This window comes from Paenirhodobacter sp. (assembly GCF_047600745.1).
In the GTDB taxonomy this organism is placed as follows: Bacteria; Pseudomonadota; Alphaproteobacteria; order Rhodobacterales; family Rhodobacteraceae; genus Rhodobacter.
On the sequence record NZ_JASGKI010000003.1, the window covers coordinates 310,645 to 329,749 of the forward strand.

Annotated in this window: 14 protein-coding genes, 1 tRNA gene and 8 pseudogenes; 10 read left to right on the top strand and 13 right to left on the bottom strand. The window is 65.3% G+C overall.

Features of this window, described 5'->3' with window-relative positions:
* The first annotated feature begins 2 nt into the window (after nt 1-2).
* Nucleotides 3-965, top strand: coding sequence for a glycosyltransferase (locus QM789_RS08060; protein ID WP_420351412.1), 963 nt, complete (start codon nt 3-5; stop codon nt 963-965).
* A 2-nt stretch (nt 966-967) separates the two neighbouring features.
* Here QM789_RS08060 and rpoD read toward each other — a convergent pair whose 3' ends face one another.
* The 5 genes from rpoD to QM789_RS08085 form a co-directional block, all read right to left on the bottom strand.
* The gene (gene rpoD, locus QM789_RS08065) at nt 968-2,965 is read right to left on the bottom strand and encodes an RNA polymerase sigma factor RpoD (protein WP_420351413.1); all 1,998 of its coding nucleotides are present in this window, start codon (nt 2,963-2,965) and stop codon (nt 968-970) included.
* Between the two features lie 133 nt (nt 2,966-3,098).
* Nucleotides 3,099-5,048, bottom strand: coding sequence for a DNA primase (gene dnaG, locus QM789_RS08070; RefSeq protein WP_420351414.1), 1,950 nt, complete (start codon nt 5,046-5,048; stop codon nt 3,099-3,101).
* 63 nt (nt 5,049-5,111) lie between these two features.
* Nucleotides 5,112-6,077 (bottom strand): class II fructose-bisphosphatase, encoded by a 966-nt coding sequence (gene glpX, locus QM789_RS08075; protein WP_420351415.1) that lies wholly within the window; start codon nt 6,075-6,077, stop codon nt 5,112-5,114.
* A gap of 101 nt (nt 6,078-6,178) precedes the next feature.
* Nucleotides 6,179-7,474 (bottom strand): homoserine dehydrogenase, encoded by a 1,296-nt coding sequence (locus QM789_RS08080; protein WP_420351416.1) that lies wholly within the window; start codon nt 7,472-7,474, stop codon nt 6,179-6,181.
* Nucleotides 7,475-7,540: 66 nt separating this feature from the next.
* Nucleotides 7,541-7,735, bottom strand: coding sequence for a hypothetical protein (locus QM789_RS08085; RefSeq protein ID WP_420351417.1), 195 nt, complete (start codon nt 7,733-7,735; stop codon nt 7,541-7,543).
* A gap of 96 nt (nt 7,736-7,831) precedes the next feature.
* On the opposite strand from QM789_RS08085, the gene QM789_RS08090 reads away from it, so the two are divergent.
* The 3 genes from QM789_RS08090 to QM789_RS08100 all read left to right on the top strand — a co-directional run bounded on the left by QM789_RS08090 (nt 7,832) and on the right by QM789_RS08100 (nt 10,404).
* A complete protein-coding gene (locus QM789_RS08090; protein WP_420351418.1) occupies nt 7,832-8,434 on the top strand; it encodes a TetR/AcrR family transcriptional regulator in 603 nt (200 codons plus the stop codon).
* Between the two features lie 9 nt (nt 8,435-8,443).
* Complete coding sequence (gene recJ, locus QM789_RS08095) at nt 8,444-10,186, top strand: single-stranded-DNA-specific exonuclease RecJ (RefSeq protein WP_420351419.1); 1,743 nt, start codon at nt 8,444-8,446, stop codon at nt 10,184-10,186.
* Nucleotides 10,187-10,329: 143 nt separating this feature from the next.
* Nucleotides 10,330-10,404 (top strand) — tRNA-Glu (locus QM789_RS08100).
* A 5-nt stretch (nt 10,405-10,409) separates the two neighbouring features.
* On the opposite strand, the gene QM789_RS08105 is transcribed toward QM789_RS08100, so the two are convergent.
* Entirely contained in the window at nt 10,410-10,871 is a 462-nt protein-coding gene (locus QM789_RS08105) for a tyrosine-type recombinase/integrase (RefSeq protein WP_420351420.1), read from the bottom strand.
* A 256-nt stretch (nt 10,872-11,127) separates the two neighbouring features.
* Between QM789_RS08105 and QM789_RS08110 the strand changes: the two are divergent.
* Nucleotides 11,128-11,928, top strand: a pseudogene (locus QM789_RS08110) (IS5 family transposase).
* A 136-nt stretch (nt 11,929-12,064) separates the two neighbouring features.
* Here QM789_RS08110 and QM789_RS08115 read toward each other — a convergent pair.
* The 4 genes and pseudogenes from QM789_RS08115 to QM789_RS08130 form a co-directional block, all read right to left on the bottom strand.
* A pseudogene (locus QM789_RS08115) lies at nt 12,065-13,228 on the bottom strand (IS5 family transposase).
* Between the two features lie 68 nt (nt 13,229-13,296).
* The gene (locus QM789_RS08120; RefSeq protein ID WP_420351421.1) at nt 13,297-13,596 is read right to left on the bottom strand and encodes a type II toxin-antitoxin system RelE/ParE family toxin; all 300 of its coding nucleotides are present in this window, start codon (nt 13,594-13,596) and stop codon (nt 13,297-13,299) included.
* Between the two features lie 46 nt (nt 13,597-13,642).
* Nucleotides 13,643-13,972, bottom strand: coding sequence for a hypothetical protein (locus QM789_RS08125; RefSeq protein ID WP_420351422.1), 330 nt, complete (start codon nt 13,970-13,972; stop codon nt 13,643-13,645).
* A complete protein-coding gene (locus QM789_RS08130; protein WP_420351423.1) occupies nt 13,969-14,223 on the bottom strand; it encodes a hypothetical protein in 255 nt (84 codons plus the stop codon). Before QM789_RS08130 ends, QM789_RS08125 begins: the two co-directional genes overlap by 4 nt.
* A gap of 27 nt (nt 14,224-14,250) precedes the next feature.
* On the opposite strand from QM789_RS08130, the pseudogene QM789_RS08135 reads away from it, so the two are divergent.
* The 4 pseudogenes from QM789_RS08135 to QM789_RS08150 form a co-directional block, all read left to right on the top strand.
* A pseudogene (locus QM789_RS08135) lies at nt 14,251-14,560 on the top strand (IS5/IS1182 family transposase); the annotation flags it as partial.
* A pseudogene (locus QM789_RS08140) lies at nt 14,558-15,092 on the top strand (transposase); the annotation flags it as partial. The pseudogenes QM789_RS08135 and QM789_RS08140, both read left to right, overlap by 3 nt.
* A 69-nt stretch (nt 15,093-15,161) precedes the next feature.
* Nucleotides 15,162-15,332: pseudogene (locus tag QM789_RS08145) on the top strand (transposase); the annotation flags it as partial.
* Nucleotides 15,333-15,445: 113 nt separating this feature from the next.
* Nucleotides 15,446-16,480, top strand: a pseudogene (locus QM789_RS08150) (IS110 family transposase).
* A 318-nt stretch (nt 16,481-16,798) separates the two neighbouring features.
* On the opposite strand, the gene QM789_RS08155 reads toward QM789_RS08150, so the two are convergent.
* Nucleotides 16,799-17,158, bottom strand: coding sequence for a hypothetical protein (locus tag QM789_RS08155; protein ID WP_420351511.1), 360 nt, complete (start codon nt 17,156-17,158; stop codon nt 16,799-16,801).
* Nucleotides 17,159-17,231: 73 nt separating this feature from the next.
* Here QM789_RS08155 and QM789_RS08160 point away from each other — a divergent pair.
* Nucleotides 17,232-17,373: pseudogene (locus tag QM789_RS08160) on the top strand (IS3 family transposase); the annotation flags it as partial.
* Nucleotides 17,374-17,380: 7 nt separating this feature from the next.
* Here the strand turns inward: QM789_RS08160 and QM789_RS08165 are convergent.
* Complete coding sequence (locus QM789_RS08165; protein ID WP_420351424.1) at nt 17,381-18,787, bottom strand: IS30 family transposase; 1,407 nt, start codon at nt 18,785-18,787, stop codon at nt 17,381-17,383.
* Between the two features lie 46 nt (nt 18,788-18,833).
* Nucleotides 18,834-19,091: pseudogene (locus QM789_RS08170) on the bottom strand (DDE-type integrase/transposase/recombinase); the annotation flags it as partial.
* Nucleotides 19,092-19,105: the final 14 nt, after the last annotated feature.

Consider the following 19,105-nt stretch of genomic DNA (forward strand, 5'->3'; position numbering starts at 1 on the left):
CGATGAAGCGTCTTGTCGCCGTCGTCGTCACCTACAACCGCCTTGCGCAGCTGAAGGTCACCATCGCGCGCCTGCTCGACAGCCCGGAGGGTGATCTGGCGGGTGTCGTCGTCGTGGACAATGCCTCGACCGACGGCACCGGCGCGTGGCTCGCCACGCTGAGCGAACCGCGCCTGCATCTGCTGCGCGAGGCCGAGAATATCGGCGGCGCGGGCGGGTTCGACCGTGGCATGCGGGCGGCGGTGGCGCGTTTCGATCCCGATTGGATCGTGGTGATGGACGATGACGGGCGACCGGAGCCGGGGGCGCTGGCCGCGTTTCAAGCGCTCGACACCTCGGAGTGGGACGGGATCGCCGCGGCCGTCTACCTGCCCGATGGCCGGATCTGCGACATGAACCGGCCCTCGCGCAATCCGTTCTGGAACCTGCGGCTGTTCTTTCAGACCCTGCGGCAGGGGCGTTCGGGCTTTCACCTCGACCCGCTGGCCTATGACGAGCCGCACCCGCATCCGATCGACGTCACCTCTTTCGTCGGGTTTTTCGTGTCACGCCAAGGGGTTGCGCGGGCGGGATTCCCGGATCCCGAACTGTTCATCTATGGCGACGACGGGCTTTATACCCTCGGCCTTGCGGCGCGTGGCGGGCGGATGTGTTTTGAACCCCGGATCCGGTTCGAGCATGACCTGACCACCTTCGCCGGAGAGGATCGCCGCTTTCGCCCGCTGTGGAAGGCCTATTACTACCACCGCAACCTGCTGCTGCTGTATCGGCAGGCGGCGGGCTGGTTGTTCTGGCCCGCGCTGCTGGTCATCATCCCGAAATGGCTGGCAAAAACCCGCGCTCACCGGGGGGAGACGCGGGTTTTTGCCGGGCTGATGCTGCGCGCGATCCGCGATGGCCTGCTGCGCCGCACCGGGGTGCGCCATGCGCAGATCGTGGCCTGGGGGCGCCGGGACGCCCCCTGATCTTATTGGTCGAGGAAGCTGCGCAGCTTGCGCGACCGGCTCGGGTGCTTCAGCTTGCGCAGCGCCTTGGCCTCGATCTGCCGAATCCGTTCGCGCGTCACGCTGAACTGCTGCCCGACTTCTTCCAGCGTGTGGTCGGTGTTCATGCCGATGCCAAAGCGCATCCGCAGCACCCGTTCCTCGCGCGGGGTCAGGCTGGCCAGAACCCGCGTCGTCGTTTCCTTCAGGTTCTCCTGAATCGCGCTGTCCAGCGGCAGGACCGCATTCTTGTCCTCGATGAAATCGCCAAGCTGGCTGTCCTCCTCGTCCCCGATCGGGGTTTCGAGCGAGATCGGCTCCTTGGCGATCTTCATCACCTTGCGGACCTTTTCCAGCGGCATCTGGAGCTTTTCGGCCAGTTCCTCGGGCGTCGGCTCCCGGCCGATTTCATGCAGCATCTGCCGCCCGGTGCGCACCAGCTTGTTGATCGTTTCGATCATATGGACCGGAATCCGGATCGTGCGCGCCTGATCGGCGATCGAGCGCGTGATCGCCTGCCGGATCCACCACGTCGCGTAGGTCGAGAATTTATACCCCCGGCGATACTCGAACTTGTCGACCGCCTTCATCAGGCCGATGTTGCCTTCCTGAATGAGATCAAGGAATTGCAGCCCGCGGTTCGTGTATTTCTTGGCGATAGAGATCACCAGGCGCAGGTTCGCCTCGACCATTTCCTTCTTCGCCTGCCGGGCTTCCTTCTCGCCCTTCTGGACCTGGTTCACGATGCGGCGGAATTCGGAAATATCGACGCCAACATACTGCCCGACCTGCGCCATTTCAGAGCGCAGTTCGTCCACCTTGTCGCCCGCCTTCTCGAACAGCGCGTTCCAGGTGCGGTTGCCCTTCGCGCCCATCCGCTCGGACCAGGTGGGATCCAGTTCGTAGCCGCGGTATTCCTCGATGAACTCGCGCCGGTTGATGCGGGCGTTGTCGGCCAGCTTCACCATCGCCGAGTCGATCGACATGATCTTCCGGTTGATGCCATACAACTGGTCGATCAGCGCCTCGATCCGGTTGTTGTGCAGGTGCAGTTCGTTCACCAGCCCGACGATTTCCGACCGCAGCTTCTGATAGGCGGCCTCCTCGGCCACGGTGAAGGTGCCGTCCTCGTTCAGCGTGGCCGACATCCGCAGATCCTGCATCTCGGCCAACATCGCATAGTCGCGCGCGATGACTTCCAGCGTTTCCAGAACCTTCGGCTTCAGCGCGGTTTCCATCGCGGCGAGCGACAGGCTCTGGCCGTCGTAATCGTCCTCGTCTTCTTCGGCCGGCAGCGGGTTGCCATCCGCGTCAACGCCGCGCGGTTTCGCCTGCCAGTCCTCGCCCTGCTGCTCCGCCGGGGCCTCGCCTGCGGGCAGTTCCTCTTCGAGCAATTCCTCCTCGCCATCCTCATCGACCGAGCGCCCGAAGGTCGCTTCAAGGTCGATGACGTCGCGCAGCAGGATCTCTTCGTTCAGCAGTTCGTCGCGCCAGATCGTGATGGCCTGGAAGGTCAGCGGGCTTTCGCACAGCCCGGCGATCATCGTGTTGCGCCCCGCCTCGATGCGCTTCGCGATCGCGATTTCCCCTTCGCGCGACAGCAGTTCGACCGAGCCCATTTCGCGCAGATACATCCGCACCGGATCGTCGGTGCGGTCGAGGTTTTCCGTCGTGGACGTCGCCACTGCGATCTCGCGCGAGCCCGATCCGACCGGCGCGACCTCCCCCGCCTCCGGCTCCTCGCCCTCCTCGGCCTCGACCACGTTGATGCCCATTTCGGACAGCATCGACATCACATCCTCGATCTGGTCGCCCGAGACCTGATCGGGCGGCATGACCGTGTTGAGCTGGTCATAGGTGATGTAACCGCGCTCCTTCGCCTCCGCGATCATCCGCTTCACAGCGGCTTTCGACATGTCGAACGACGCATCATCGTCCGAGGAGGTTTCCGGTTTGCTGTCGTCGAGATCCTTGGCGGCCATGGGCGCTCCTGAAGGGGTTTGGCGGATGGCGTCGCGCCGGAGGGCGGCACGACAGAATCGAATCGTTGCGGGTGGTTCTACCGAATCGCGGGGTCGAATCACAGGGCGGAATCAGGGCGAATCAGGCATCTGCCTAGTTTCTCCGCGATCCGCGTCCGCCGCGGCTGAAATCTATCGAATCATAGAAAGCCCGGCTCTGTTCGAGCTCCTCCTTGTCGAGTTCCACTCCGTTTTCCGCGCGCACGGTGGCACGGTCGTCGTTCTCGGTCGGTTTCAGCGCCTGTTCAAACGCCTTTGCCGCCTGGGCCAGGCGCCAGGTGACGCCCTCATCGGCCAGCCCCTCGATATCCTCGCGGGCTTCGGCGATTTCCTGCTCCAACGCGCGGCGCGCGGTCAGCTTCGCCAGATCGGCGGCCAGACAATGAGAGGCATAATCGGCGTCTTCGCGGATGCTCGTGACCAGAACGGTCCGCACATGGGGTTGCGCGAGCAGGTTTTCAAGGTCGCCCCCCGCCGCCTGCGGCAACCGCGCCGCAACCTCCGGGTCATGCGCGAGGCTCAGCATCAGCCGGCACAGCCGTTCATGCGCCGGATCGGCAAAGCGCACCCCCTCCAGCCGCGCCTCGTATTCCGCGATCAGCCGGGGATGGGTCGCCAGAATCGCCAGCACCACCGCCTCGCGCAGATGGTCCGTCACCTCCGGCCCCTGCGCCGCGACCAGCAGCGTCGAGCGCGTCGTCGGCAGTGGCTGCACCGGCGGCCTGGCCCCCTTCACGAACGGCTTCCACGCGGGCCGCGAAAAGCCGAACAGCGCCTCGCGCAGCCGCTTCACCTCGGCGCCGTAATGGGTCTTGATCGACGGATCCCGGATGCGTTCGATCGCGGCGCGCAGCTTCTTGTCGAGCGCGGCGCGGCGTTCGGGGCTGTCGAAGACCTGCCCCTCGGTCTCGCGCTGCCACAGCAGATCGACCATCGGGCGCGCGCCATCCAGCACCTTCTGCATCGCCTGCGGCCCGGCGGCCTTGATCACCTCGTCCGGATCCTGCCCCTGCGGCAGCATGGCGAAGCGCAGCCCCTTCCCCGCCTCCAAGAGCGGCAGCGCCAGGTCGATCACCCGCAGCGCCGCCTTCACCCCCGCCGCATCGCCATCAAGCGCGATCACCGGCTCGTCATGGATCCGCCACATCAGATGCAGCTGCTCTTCGGTAACCGCCGTGCCAAGCGGCGCCACCGCCCCGCCGAACCCGGCCTGCACCAGCGCGATCACATCCATATAGCCTTCGCAGACGATCAGCCGCGCGCCCTTCCCCGCCGCCTCCCGCGCCGGGCCGTGGTTGAACAGCGTCCGCCCCTTATCGAACAGCGCGGTTTCCGGCGAGTTCAGGTATTTCGCATTGTCCTTCGGGTCCATCGCCCGGCCGCCAAAGGCGATGCAGCGCCCGCGCGGGTCGCGGATCGGGAACATGATCCGGTTGCGGAAGACGTCATAGGGTTTGCCGCCCTTCGTGCTGGGCTTCGCCAGCCCCGCGCCCAGAATCAGATCGTCCGCGATTCCCTTCGCCTTCAGCGCATCCCACAGCCCCTGCCAGCCGTCGGGCGCGAAGCCGATTTCGAATCGCGCGATGGTTTCCGGGCTCAGCCCACGCCGTTGCAGATAGGTCCGCGCCTCGGCCCCCGCCTGCATCGACAGGCTCAGGCGGAAATGCTTCACCGCCTCCTCCATCACCCGGGTGAGTTCGGTGCGGTGGTCGGCGCGTTCGGCCTCGCGCGCATCGCGCGCCGGCATCTGCATCCCGGCCTCGCGCGCCAGAATCTCGACCGCCTCCATGAAGGAAACGTTCTCCGTCTCCTGCACGAATTTCAGCGCATCGCCCGAGGCATGGCAGCCGAAGCAGTGATAGAACCCCTTGCGGTCATCCACATGGAAAGACGCGGATTTTTCCTGATGGAACGGACAGGGCGCCCACATGTCGCCCTTGGCCTGATTCGACTTGCGCGAATCCCACACCACCTTGCGCCCGACCACCTGAGAGATCGAGACGCGGTTGCGCAGTTCATCAAGGAAACCCGGGGGCAAACTCATGCGCGCTATATTGGTCCGGACAGCGCCAGAGTCAAAGGGGCGGCCGAAGCCGCCCCCCTATCCTCAGCGGATCGGGTTGCGATAAACGACGCGCCGGACCGAGCCGGTCTTCGAGCGCATCAGGATCGTTTCGGTCTCGATGAAGGTCGGGCTGCGCTTCACGCCGCGCACGATCGAACCGTTGGTCACGCCGGTCGCCGCAAACACCACGTCCGAACGGACCAGATCGTCCCGGGTATAGATCCGGTCGAGGTCGGTGATCCCGGCCTTTGCCGCGCGGCCGCGTTCATCGTCGTTGCGGAACAGCAGCTTGCCCCACATCTGCCCACCGATGCACTTCAGCGCCGAGGCCGCCAGAACGCCTTCCGGTGCGCCACCCGAGCCCATGTAGATGTCGATCCCGGTGATTTCCGGTTCGGCGCAGTGGATCACGCCCGCCACGTCGCCATCGGTGATCAGGCGGATCGCGGCGCCGGTTTCCCGGACTTCGCGGATCAGGTCTTCGTGGCGCGGACGTTCGAGGATGCAGCAGGTGATGTCATGCGGTTTGACGCCGCGCGCCTTGGCCACCGCCAGAATCCGCTCGGTCGGCGTCATGTCGAGGCTGACGACATCCTTTTCATAGCCCGGCCCGACGGCCAGCTTTTCCATATACACGTCCGGCGCGTGCAGCAGCGTGCCAGCGGGCGCCATCGCGATCACGGTCAGCGCGTTGGGCATGTCCTTCGCGGTCAGCGTCGTGCCTTCGAGCGGGTCGAGCGCGATATCCACCGCCGGGCCTTTGCCGGTGCCGACCTTTTCGCCGATATACAGCATCGGCGCTTCGTCACGCTCGCCTTCGCCGATGACGACGGTGCCGTCGATGTCCAGCATGTTCAGCTGGTCGCGCATCGCGTTCACCGCAGCCTGGTCCGCCGCCTTTTCATCGCCGCGCCCGATCAGGAGCGCGGAAGCATGGGCGGCAGCTTCGGACACGCGGGCGAGGCCCAGCGAAAGCATGCGGTCGTTGAAATCAATGGGGGGAGTCATTTTCTATTCCTGTCTGCCAAAGCGAAGGGCCGCGGACAGGTAAGCCCGCAGCCCGGTGATAGGCAAGAGTGAGAACGCTAACAGATGCCGGGATGGCACGCTCAAACCTCTTCAATCCGCAGCGCGACGGTCTCTCCGGCAACCACGCCGGTCGCCGCGAAGGCCGCGACCGCCGCGTCGATCGCATCGCGCGTGGTCTTGTGCGTGACGATCAGCACCGGCGCCGTGGCATCGGCATGGCCATATTGCCGCAGCCGGGAAATCGACACCCCCGCCTCGCCCAGCACCGCCGCCACTTTGGCGAGCGCGCCGGGTTTGTCGAGCAGTTCCAGCCGCAGGTAATAGGGCGCGGGGGCCGACACCACCGCCGCCACCGGATCGGCCAGCGTCGCCGCGGGCTGGCCAAAGGTCGGCATCCGGAACCCGCGCGCGAGATCGACCACATCGCCCATCACCGCCGAGGCCGTCGGCCCCTCGCCCGCGCCCGCGCCGCGCAGCACGATCTGCCCGACCGAATCGCCCTCCAGCACCACCATGTTCGTGCCGCCCTGCAACTGCCCCAGGGGCGAGGTCGAGGGCACGAGACAGGGCGTCATCCGCTGTTCCAGCCCGCGCCCGGTCACCTGCGCGACCCCCAACAGCTTGATTTTATAGCCCATATCGTCGGCGCGGCGAATATCGTCGATCGAAATCCGCTCGATCCCTTCGAGCACGACATCGGCAAAGCTGATCCGCGTGCCGAAGGCGATGGCCGAGAGGATCGACAGCTTGTGCCCCGCGTCGATCCCGCCCACGTCGAGCGTCGGATCGGCCTCAAGATAGCCCAGCTGCCGCGCTTCCTCGAACACCGTGTCATAGGGCAGGCCCGCCGTCTCCATCCGGGTCAGGATGTAGTTGCAGGTGCCGTTCATCACCCCCATCACCCGGCGGATGCGGTTGCCGGCCAGCCCCTCGGTCAGCGCCTTGATCACCGGGATACCGCCGGCGACGGCGGCCTCGAACCGGATCACCCGGCCCTGCGCTTCGGCGAGTTCGGCCAGCGCCTGCCCGTGATGCGCGAGCAGCGCCTTGTTCGCCGTGACCACATCCTTGCCCGTGCGCAACGCGGCCTCGGTCGCGGCCTTCGCCGCGCCTTCGTGGCCGCCCATCACCTCGACGAAGACATCCACGTCATCGCGGGTCGCCAGCGCGACGGGATCGGTTTCCCAGGCATAGGCCGAAAGGTCGGCATCGCGCGCCTTCGCCCGGTCGCGCGCGGAAACGGCGGTAATCTGGACCGCCCGGCCCGAACGTGCGGCCAGCAGATCGGCATGGCGCTGCACGATCTTGACGACACCAATCCCCACGGTGCCAAGCCCCGCGATGCCAAGACGAAGCGGAGAAGCGGGCGCGGACATGGGAACCTCATGGATCGGGGTCAGGGTTGCGCCCTGTTAGCCTGTCGGGCGCGTCCTTGCAACGGATCAGGGTTGCGCGCGGCGCAGCGCTTCGGCCCGGGCTTCCAGCGCATCGCCCCGCGCGCGCAATTCATCCGTGGGCGCGGGCGCGTCCGGCGCATCGCTCAGCAGCGTGCCAACGGGCACCAGCGCGGGATAGTCCCCATCGGATCCACATCCGGCAAGGGCGCCCAGCAGGGCAAGAAGGGTCAGGCGGATCATCGTCGGGCTCCGGTTTCGGGCCAGCATAGGGCGGCGCGGCGCGGCTGACCAGAGCCGGGGTTTGCTGCTGAACGCGCGTTCAGTTATGCTGCGCCCATGGCACGCAAAACCGGCTCGCATTCCGAAATCACCGGCCCCCGCATCCGCGCGGCGGCGCTCACGCTGTTCGTCAAACACGGGTTTGCCGCCGTCTCGATGCGGCAGATCGCGGCGGAGGTGGGGGTGCAGGCCGGGGCGCTGTATCTTTATACGCCCGACAAGGAAACGCTGCTGTTCGACCTGCTGCGCGCGCATATGGAGGAACTGCTCGCCGCATGGGAGGCCGAGCCGAAGCCCCCTGCCCCCGCCGCGCGGCTGGAATGGTTCGTGCGCTTTCACATCCGCCATTCGTTGCAGCGGCCCGAGGCGGTGTTCCTGAGCTATATGGAGCTGCGCAACCTCTCGCCCGGGAATTTCGCCGCGATCGAGGGGCTGCGGAAACGGTATGAGACCGCGCTGGAGGACATCCTGCGCGCCGGTCAGGCCGGGGGCGATTTCGCGGTGCCGGATACCAAGCTCGCGACGCTCGCCATCATCGCGATGTTGACAGGCGTCAACACCTGGTATCGCGAGGGTGGGCGGCTCAGCCGCGACCGGGTGGAGGCGATCTACTGGGACATGGTGCGCAAGGCGGTGGCGGCGGAACCGCCTTTGGGCTAAGCACGCCGCATGACCGCTTTCCTGAACGTAGACCCCTCGCTGACCGGGCGGCGCTGGATCGGCCCTTCGGCCGAGGCCGACCGTCTGGCCGAGGCGATGGCCCGCGATACCCGCCTGCCCCTGCCCCTCGCCCGCGTCCTGGTGGCGCGCGGCGTGGCGCCGGAAGAGGCCGTTGGCTTTCTGGAACCCACGCTGCGCGACCTGCTGCCCGATCCGCGCCGGCTGAAGGACATGGAAAAGGCCGCCGCGCGGTTCCTCCGCGCGGTGAAGGGACGCGAAAAGATCGCCGTTTTCGCGGATTACGACGTGGATGGCGGCTCGTCGGCGGCGCTTCTGCTGACCTGGCTGCGGGCGATGGGGCGTCCGGCGACGCTCTATATCCCCGACCGGATCGACGAGGGCTATGGCCCGAACGTCCCCGCGATGCAGGCGCTGGCGCGGGACCATTCGCTGATCGTCTGCGTCGATTGCGGCACGCTGAGCCATGAGCCGGTGGCCGCCGCGAAGGGCGCCGATGTGGTGATTCTGGACCACCACCTGGGCGGCGAGACCCTGCCCGAGGCGCTGGCCGTGGTGAACCCGAACCGGCAGGACGAAGACGGCGAGCTGGGCTTTCTGTGCGCCGCGTCCGTGGTGTTCCTGATGCTGGTCGAGGCGAACCGGCAGTTGCGCGCCGAGGGCGTGCAGGGGCCGGACCTGATGGGGCTCCTTGATCTGGTCGCGCTGGCCACGGTGGCGGATGTGGCACCGCTGGTGGGGGTGAACCGGGCGCTGGTGCGGCAGGGGCTGAAGGTGATGGCGCGGCGCGAGCGGCCCGGACTGGTGGCGCTGTCGGATGTGGCGCGGCTCGATTCGGCGCCCTCGGCCTATCATCTGGGCTTTGTGCTGGGGCCGCGGGTCAATGCGGGCGGGCGGATCGGCGCGGCGGACCTTGGCGCGCGGCTGCTGGCGACGGCGGACGCGGCCGAGGCCGGAGCGCTGGCCGAACGGCTGGACCGGCTGAACACCGAGCGGCGGGAGATCGAGAACCGCGTCCGCGAAGCCGCGCTTGCGCAGGCCGAGGCGCGCGGACTGGACGCGCCCCTCGTCTGGGCGGCGGGCGAGGGCTGGCACCCCGGCGTCGTCGGCATCGTCGCCGCGCGGCTGAAGGAGGCGACGCACCGCCCCGCCGTGGTGATCGGGCTGGAAAACGGCATCGGCAAGGGATCGGCCCGGTCGGTCGCGGGGGTGGATCTGGGCGCTGCGGTGCATCGCGTCGCCGCCGAGGGGCTGTTGCTCAAGGGTGGCGGCCACCGGATGGCGGCGGGCCTGACGGTCGAGGAAAGCAAGCTGGAACCGGCGATGGCGCGGCTGGCCGAATTGCTGGCGCGGCAGGGCGCGGGGCTGGGCGGGGTCGAAGACCTGCGCATCGACGGCCTGCTGATGCCCGGCGCGGTCACCCCCGAACTGATCGAAGACATCGAGCGCGCCGGCCCCTTCGGCCAGGGCGCGCCCGCCCCGCGCTTCGCCCTGCCGTCAATGCAGGTCTCCGGCGCGCGGCGGATCGGCGAAACCCACCTGCGGGTGCAACTGAGCGACGGCACCGGCCCCCGGATCGAAGCAGTCTGCTTCGGCGCCTTCGACGGCCCCCTCGGCCCCGCGCTGAGCCTGGGCGGCGCCGAACGGTTCCATTGCGCCGGACGGCTGGAGATCAACACCTGGGGCGGACGGCGCAAGGCGCAGCTCCGCCTCGAAGACGCAGCCCGCGCCTGAACCACCTGATCCGCAACGGTTATCCTGCCCGCAAAGAAAGTTTGCGAAAACGTCAAAAACCCCCTTGCGCCCCGCCCCGCCCTGGCCTAAACACCGCCTCACACGACGCCGAGCAGCACAAAACGCCGCTCACCAGCGAAAGTGGCCCGTTCGTCTATCGGTTAGGACGTCAGGTTTTCAACCTGAAAAGAGGGGTTCGACTCCCCTACGGGCTGCCACGTTTTCATGTAATATGATGATCTTCATAGGGTTTTCCCTCTGATTTGTTCAACTGCTCTGTAGTGTTGGACAATTTCCTCATTTTTTCGAAGCCACTGTCAGCCAGTCGCGCTCGGTTCGCCTTGCGCGTATAGATGCGGGCTTGGGTCGTATCAGCATACGCAAGATACGAGGCGATTTCCCACTCGGACGCCCCAGCATCTGCGAGCCGCGTTGCGCCGGCCTTCCGCAACCCGTGAATAGATCCAAGCACCCCCGCCTCCCGGCACCGTTTCCTGAACCAGTTGCCGAACGATGTCACCTGATATGGAAGAAGCGAGCCCTCTTGCGTGATGAACAGATCCTGGTCGGCTGGCAGGCGGGCAATCTCTTCCGCTAGCTCGGGGAGGATGGGCAGGTCGGCCGCCACGGATGTCTTGCCTCTCGCATAGGCTATCCGTTGCCTGCCGTCCCGAATCGAGATCATGTGGCGGCCAGCACCGCACAAGTCCTAGCGCGCCATGCCCGTGTTCAGCGCGACCAGGAGTGCCATCCGCGCCTTTGTTCCGGGGCCGTGCCGCTCCAGGAAGCGCGCCACCTCGGCTTCGGTCCAAGTGTGGTAGCCAGAACTGTTCTCTTTTAGGCGCTCCGCGAACTTCGCCGGGTCGGGGCCGTCACAGGCTCCAGACCCATTGATTTCAGGCCTTTGGGGTGATTCAGGCTCCGCAAGGAGAGCTGATCGAATGAGCAATCTTTTCTGGCTGAGCGAGGCGCAGATGAAGCGGCTACGGCCCTTCTTTCCCAAGAGCCATGGCAAGCCGCGCGTGGATGACCAGCGTATGCTGAGCGGGAGAATCTTCGTCAATCGCAATGGCTTGCGGTGGTGTGACGCGCCGAAGGAATACGGCCCGGCGACTTGAGGGAAACCGTGGCCCCAGTGGGGCCGCGTAAGCTCCCGAAAGGCTCTACAACCGTTGGAAGCGCTGGAGCGACAACGGGGTCTTCGCCCGGATCATGGTCGGCTTGGCCGCCGAGAGTGCCGAACACAAGACGATCATGATCGACGCGACCTATCTCAAGGCACATCGCACGGCGTCGAGCCTGTGCGTGAAAAAGGGGGGCGCGGGCGCCAGATCGGGCGCACCAAAGGCGACATGAACACCAAGCTGCACGCCGTCGCCGATGCCAAGGGGCGCCCGATCGGGTTCTTCATGTCGGCCGGCCAGGTCAGCGATTACACCGGCGCGGCGGCGCTGTTGGTTACCCTGCCGAAAGCGGGTTGGCTGCTGGCCGACAGGGGCTATGACGCCGATTGGTTCAGAGAGGCGTTGAAAGACAAGGGGATAAAGGTCTGCATCCCGGGACGGAAGTCTCGCAAGAAGGCGGTGAAATACGACAAGAGGCGCTACAAACGGCGCAATCGCATCGAGATCATGTTCGGCCGTCTGAAGGACTGGCGCCGTGTCGCAACCCGATACGACCGCTGCCCGGAAACCTTCTTCTCTGCGATCATGCTAGCCGCAACCGTCTTGTTCTGGCTGTGAAACTCAATGGGGCTGGACCCTAGCAGGCCGCCGAAATAGTCTGGTGAGCGGAACGGTTTCCGCTGCGCTTGGCGGGCGGCTTGATTTTCCGGCCTTTCCTGGCCTCTCGGCATGGGTGGCGCGGTGTTTCCTGGCCTCAAATCGCCAGCAGCCTCGGCAGCCGGGCAAGGTTTGCCGCCGCCAGCGTGAGGAGGAAGCGGGACCGCACGCGCTCCACGCCGCGATAGAGGGTCTGCGCCGCGCCGCCGACGGTCTTGGACTAGCCGAAGAGCTCCTCGACTCGCTTCCGGTGCTTCTGAGACAGGGCATAACCCTTGTGCCGCGTTGTCCGTCCGTCGATCGCCGAGAACCGCGGCTTCTGCGCGACATGCGGGGTGATGCAGGCTCGCCTGCAATCAGCCACGAACCCGGCAGCGTCGTAGGCCTTGTCGGCGCCCAGGGTCAGCCGCCTGGTCGATCCCGGCGAATGCCGGTGCATCATGTCGAGCGCCGCTTTGCGCTCGGCACGACCGTCCGCGCGGGTCAAGTCGCCCTGGACGGCCAGCCCGCTGCGGTTCTCCATGACCGCGTGCCCGATGAAGCATGGCATCGCGCCGGTACCCGGGGATTTCCGGTAAAGCCGCGCATCGGCATCTGTCGTGGAGGCATGCGTCGCGTTCGTGCGCTTCTGGCCCCTGAAATCCACTTCGGCATTCCGGCTGCGGCTGGCGGGGCGGGACATCGGGCGGGTTTCCGGATCGGGCTGCGGAGATGGGGCTTGCGGGGCGGCATCCTGTACCGGAGGATCGCCGGGATCGCCGGGATCGCCGTCCACTTTTGGCCGGATGCTCTTCATGGAAGCCCAGGCCTTCACCAATATGCCGTCGACCGAGAAGTGGTCGTCCGACAGGAGTTCAGCGACCTCGCGATGCGCGAGAATGGCGGCCATCACCTTGCGCGACATGTCCGTGGTGAGAAGGCGGTCGCGGTTCTTGCTGAACACGGTCGGGACCCGGACCTGGTCGTCGACGCCAAGCCCCACAAACCAGCGGAACAGCAGGTTGTAGTCCAGCTGCTCCATCAGGTGCCGCTCAGAGCGGACCGAGAACAGGATTTGCAGCAGGCTCGCACGGATCAGCCGTTCCGGCGCGATGGAGGGGCGACCGAAATCGGCATAGAGCCGATCGAACTCGCCGTCGAGGCTCGCCAAGGCGTCATGGACGACCCGCCGGATCGTGCGCAGCGGATGCCGGGCGGGGATCCGCTCTTCGAGATCAACATAACTGAACAGCGATCCGCTCGTCTCGTCTGTACCGCGCATGCCTGGCTCCGCCGTTGATCCCCAGCGGGTGAACCATGTTCTGCAATCGGCGTCGAGGCCCGACTATTTCAGCAGCCTGCTAAGTCTCGTTTGGCCGTTTGCTGTGTCTTCTTCTGGAAGGCGTGCAGCACATAGACCGTATCTTCTATCTTGGCGATGTAGAGCACCCGGAAGATTCCAGCCTCGTCGCGGATACGGATTTCCCGCACCCCCTGCCCCACGCTCGTCATCGGCTTCCAGTCGCTCGGTTCAAGCCCTTGCTGAACCTTGTGCAACTGAACGCCGACCTCTTTCCGCGCCGCCTCGGGAAAATCCCGCAACTGCTCAAGGGAATCCTCGAGAAATTCGACCCGCTTCATATCAGCCATTGGCCACTTTATATCAAAATTTGTATAGCTTTGCAAGCCAAGCCGTTCACCCGCTCCCTTCGCCAAGTGCGCTCATGGCCCGCTCAATCGTCTCGGCAAGCGTGATCTCGTGCCGGTCGGCATAGGCGTAGATCGCTTCGAGCGTTTCGGCCCGCAGCCTGGTCGCAAACTGCTCTGTGCGGCCTGTCTTGCGGCGCGCGCGGCGGGCTGGCCGCCCCGGCGAGGACGGAGACGGCTCCGGCGCTTTGGGTGTTTCACGAAAGCCAGCCGCGCGTGTCGCCGCCTTCACCGCGTTCGGATCGACGGGCGGGGCTGGCGGTGTGTTCAGGTCGTCGCCAAAGTCGAGCGTGGCGCGCTTCTTGTCGTCGCCAGTCATGCTGCCCCTCCCCTGATCGTATTAATGACGGCTTGCGCATACTCACGTGCGTTGTCCTTGGTGGTTACCAGCCCGGACACATCGGACGTTTCCAGCTCGTGCAGCGTGCCACCTAGAGAAAATAGCGCCCGATAGGCCGCCCGGTCGATCAAAGTCGCTGGCAGCACCGGGACCGCCGCGCCGGAAAACTGGCGTTCTATATCGCGCGCCGTGCGCTCCCGGATTGCGGGCGGAACACGGGTGAAGAACACCCGATACGGGATTTTGCGGCTCCCGAAAGGCTCTACAACCGCTGGAAGCGGTGGAGCGACAAGGGGGTTTTTGCCCGGATGATGGATGGTCTGGCCGCCGAGGCGGAGGTTCCGAAGACCGTGATGATCGATGCGACCTACCTGAAGGCGCACCGCACGGCGACCAGCCTGCGGTCGAAAAGGGGGACGCGGCGACCACAGAGGCCGTCTGATCGGTCGCACAAAGGGCGGTATGAACACCAAGTTGCATGCCGTCACTGATGCAGAAGGTCGCCCGATCCGGTTCTTCATGACCGCAGGCCAGGTGAGTGATTACACGGGTGCTGCGGCACTACTGGGGATCTCGGACGCCCACGAAGGCATCAAGGCTGCCGTCTCAAAGGTCCTCTGCGCCAGTTGGCAGCGCTGCCGCGTCCATTTCCAGCGCAACGCCCTCGCCCATGTCGGCAAAAGCGGGCGCAGGGTCGTCTCCGCCTTCATCGCCACCGCCTTTGCCCAGGACACCGCAGAAGCCGCCAGCACCCAATGGCGCGCCGTGGCCGACCAGATCCGGCCCAAAGTGCCCAAGCTGGCCACGCTCATGGACGAAGCCGAGCATGACGTTCTGGCCTACATGTCCTTCCCGAAGGAACACCGGGCCAAGCTGCATTCCACAAACCCCATCGAGCGCCTGAACGGCGAGATCAAGCGCCGCACCGAGGTCGTCGGCATCTTCCCCAATGATGAAGCCATCGTTCGCCTGGTTGGCGCGCTGCTGCTGGGGCAGAATGATGAATGGGCGGTTCAGCGCGCCCGATACATGACGCTGGAAACCATCGCGCCGATGGGCTGATGATCCCGTCATCAGCCTGCCCGCCGTGGCATCCTGATCAAGCAGGCCCGCGCCAACCATCACGGTGACGATCAGTGCCAGCTACACCACTCCATGGGACAGCATCCGCGGCAAGCCCATCAAGTATGACAAGCGTCGCTACAAACGCCACAACAGGATCGAAATCATGTTCGGCCGTCTGAAGGATTGGCGAAGGGTCGCCACCCGCTACGACCGGTCACCGAAGGTCTTTCTGTCCGCTGTCGCCCTCGCCGCTACCGTCATGTTCTGGCTATAACCCGAGAACGAGATGCTGTAACGGGGCCTGCGCTGCGACCCGCCCGTTGCTGTTGTAAGATTGAGGGTAAGCTGGCGCCATTCCCGTATCAAATCCAGAAGGAGGGCTACGGGATGAAGCTATTTGTCGGGTTGGATGTATCACTGGAGAAGACCGCGATCTGCGTGATCAGCGAGCATGGGAAAATCGTGAAGGATGCGCAGGTGGTCAGCGAGCCCGAAGCGCTGTCGCGCTGGATCGGCGATCAGGGTGGTGCAATTGCTGCCATCGGGCTCGAGGCTGGCCCTTTGTCGCAGTGGCTGCATCGTGGGCTGACCGAAGCTGGTTTCGATACCGTGCTGATGGAAACCCGGCAGGTGAAGGGTGCCCTGAAAGCCATGCCGATCAAGACGGACCGGCGGGATGCCGAGGGTATCGCACGCTTGCTTCACCTCGGTTGGTTCCGGCCGGTTCACTGCAAATCCGTCTCGGCCCAAGAGGTTCGTGCCGTGCTCGGTGCCCGCAAGGCCGTGCAACAGGGAATGATTGCCCTGGAGATGTCGTTGCGTGGATTGCTGCGGAACTTCGGATTGAAGGTCGGGGCAATCTCCCGCGGCAAGTTCGGACATCGCATTCGCGAACTGGCTGCCGGCAACTCCATGCTGGAAGTGGCGACCGTGCCGATGCTCAGGGCCCGCACGGCACTTCGGAATGAGTTGGCAGGGCTGGAACGGCGGGTTCGTCAGCTCGCCCAGGAGGATCCCGTCTGTCACCGCCTGATGTCAATGCCCGGGGTTGGCGCGGTCGTGGCGCTGACTTATCGGTCAGCCATCGACGATCCCAGCCGTTTCTCTTCATCGAAGAAGGTCGGGCCATGGGTCGGCCTGACGCCTTCACGCGGGCCAGTCCGGTGAACGCGACGTATCGGGCGGAATTACAAAGGCCGGCGACATCAATCTGCGGCGCGCGCTGTGGCCCGGGCCGCGACAGTCATGCTGCACCGTGGGCGTTCGACAGGGCTGAGAACCTGGGCCGCACAGCTCGCCCGCCGCCGTGGCGCAAAATGTGCGATGGTCGCGCTGGCGCGGCGCATCAGTGTCATCGTGCACCGGATGTGGGTCGACGACGCCGACTTCCGCTTCGACACTCCGGCACCACATGCAGCCTGAAAACCAGCATTCCCAGCCGTTGCCTGCCTGACCGCAGGCCTTCGAGGTCCCCCAGGGACGCGGTTCCGATGATGCCGTGGTCAGGACTGTTGCCGATCCATATCGAGCACGCTTGTGAGATGGGCGCATCGGAACTGCATTGAACCAGCATCATGTTGGCGGACGCAGCGGCCTCTCACGGACCGAAGCATGCACCCGGGTCGATCTTAGGCGAAGGCGAGCAAGAGCAGAGCGGCGACGAAAAGCAATCAGATCATCGAACCCGCCTCGGCGCGGCCGACACATCGTGACGGAAAAGGCTTGACTGGAACTGCCCCGTTACCGAAGGCCTGACCCTTCGATCCCGAGCGCATCGAGATAGTCGAGTTCGTCCTTGGTCAGCCGCCACGGCGCCGGAGCCGCGCCGACGACTGGCGAATCGTTGTAGAAACCCGCCGTCCGCGCATCGAGAGTTTCCCCGCAAAACTCCTTGGCCAGAGGTGCCATGGTTGAGATGCCGAGTTCCTTGTTGTCCTTCGCCAGAGAAGAGCATCCGGCACCGAGCAAGAATGCGATGTTCATGGCCTCGGAAATGGCCTTGCGGGCGCTCTCGATCCCCTTGTTCCAGTCAAGTTCCGATGGATCGGCATCGCCGTTCCGCAGAAACTGGAATTTCCGCTCGTCTCCGACTTCGCCCATATACCCTCGATCCCCCAAGCTTCTTATTTGGCCGCGCTGTTCGTGCGCGCAGCTATATCAGCGCACCGCGCCATACGCACGCCGGATCGTCGGCTGGCGGGCAAGCCAAACAGCGCATGCAGGCTTCGTCCTCGATGCTTCTCGAACAGGCCGTCCACGATCGCCGCCCGGTCAAGGGTGCGGGGCTCGTCCACCATTCGGATCGCGCCGCCCAAGGCGGATTCAACCGGTCGTCGCAACACCTCCAGTTATATTCTGTGTGAGCAGCTGGTTGAAAGCCTCTGCCGGTGTTTGCCAACTCAGCGTTTTGCGGGGGCGCGTGTTCAGCGCATGGGCAACGGCGCTTAGCTCTTCGGTGCCGTGTTGGCTGAGATCTGTGCCCTTTGGGAAATACTGGCGGAGCAGACCGTTGGTATTCTCGTTGCTGCCACGTTGCCACGGGCTCTGTGGGTTGCAGAAGTAAATCTCGAGACCGGTATCGGTTCTCAGCTGCGCGTGTTGCGCCATCTCGGCGCCCTGGTCCCAAGTCAACGAGCGACGCAGGTGGGCAGGCAGGCTGCTGATAGTTTCTGCGATGGCATCCCGGACGGCCTCGGCACCATGACCGGCAAGGGCTGGTCCATTCTTCATGGCTTTGCCCGCCCCATGCCCCTCCATGCGCGGCAAGTGCAGGAGCATGGTGAAGCGGGTCGTGCGCTCGACCAGCGTGCCGATCGCCGAACTGCCCAGACCGAGAATAAGGTCTCCCTCCCAATGACCCGGGACTGCCCTATCGTCGATTTCTGCTGGGCGGTCGCTTATCATCAGCGCATCGGTGAGGAAGGACTTGCCGCGATTGCGTGCGCGTTCGCGCGGCAATCTGAGCGCTCGGCCGGATCGCAGACAGGCGGAGAGCTCTCGCTTCAGCGCGCCGCGTCCCTGTATGTAGAGAGCCTGGTAAATGGCTTCGTGGCTGACGCGCATCGTTGGCTCCTCGGGGAAGTCCACCTTCAGGCGCTGTGCGATCTGCTCCGGGCTCCAGGCCGAGGACCAGCGTCGGCTTTGCCGGCGAACAGCGCGCCGCCCTTTCCATATCACGGTCGGCCCGTCGAAGGCGATGCCGTCTGGTGTGCCAATGAGGCCGGAGAGCCGTTCCTGCACGTAGTCGTGCAAGGCGGGATTGAGCGTGAGCTTGCTGGTCTTTGGACGCTTGGCCGCACGATCCGCATGCCACTGCGCGGCAATGGCCCGATAGTCGAACTCGCCGCCGCGTGTCGCCGCGTTGCGCCTGATCTCGCGAGAGATTGTGCTGGGGCATCGGCCCAGCTTGCGCGCGATCGCCCGCACGCCGGTGCCCCGAGCGCGTTCGAGGGCTATCTCCTCGCGTTCTGCGAACGAAAGGTTGCGACTCTTCGGCCCAGGCGCCGATGGCGCGAGATGTGTGGGAGGCATTCCGCCAGAACTCCGAAACCACCTGGTTCCGACTGGAGCGGACACTCCTGCTGCAACGGCAGCTTCCTCGCTGGACAGCCCCGCTGCCATCTCCCGCCAGAACCGGCACAGATGCTCACGCTGCCAGACTGGCGGCCGACCTGGCGAGAATAATTTGCGTCGCGTCGAGCGCTCCGACTTCCGTCTTCCTGTCGTCATCAACACCTCCAACATTAGGGTGTTGCGACGACCGGTTGAATCCGCCTTGCGATCCACGGTCGGAATGGTGAACCAGCCCCGGCGCGGGGTTGCGAGCCACGAGGGCACGGCGCAGGGCGTCGACGGCCAGGCCGCGCTTCAAGCGGTCGCTCACGGCCCAGCCGACGACGCGCCGCGAGAAGAGATCCAGCACGATGGCGAGGTAGAGCCAGCCCTCTGCCGTCCAGATGTAGGAGATGTCCGCCCCCCACTTCCTGTCCGGGCCGTCCGCCGTGAAGTCCTGTGCGACCAGATTGGGCGCGACGAGGCGACAGGCCG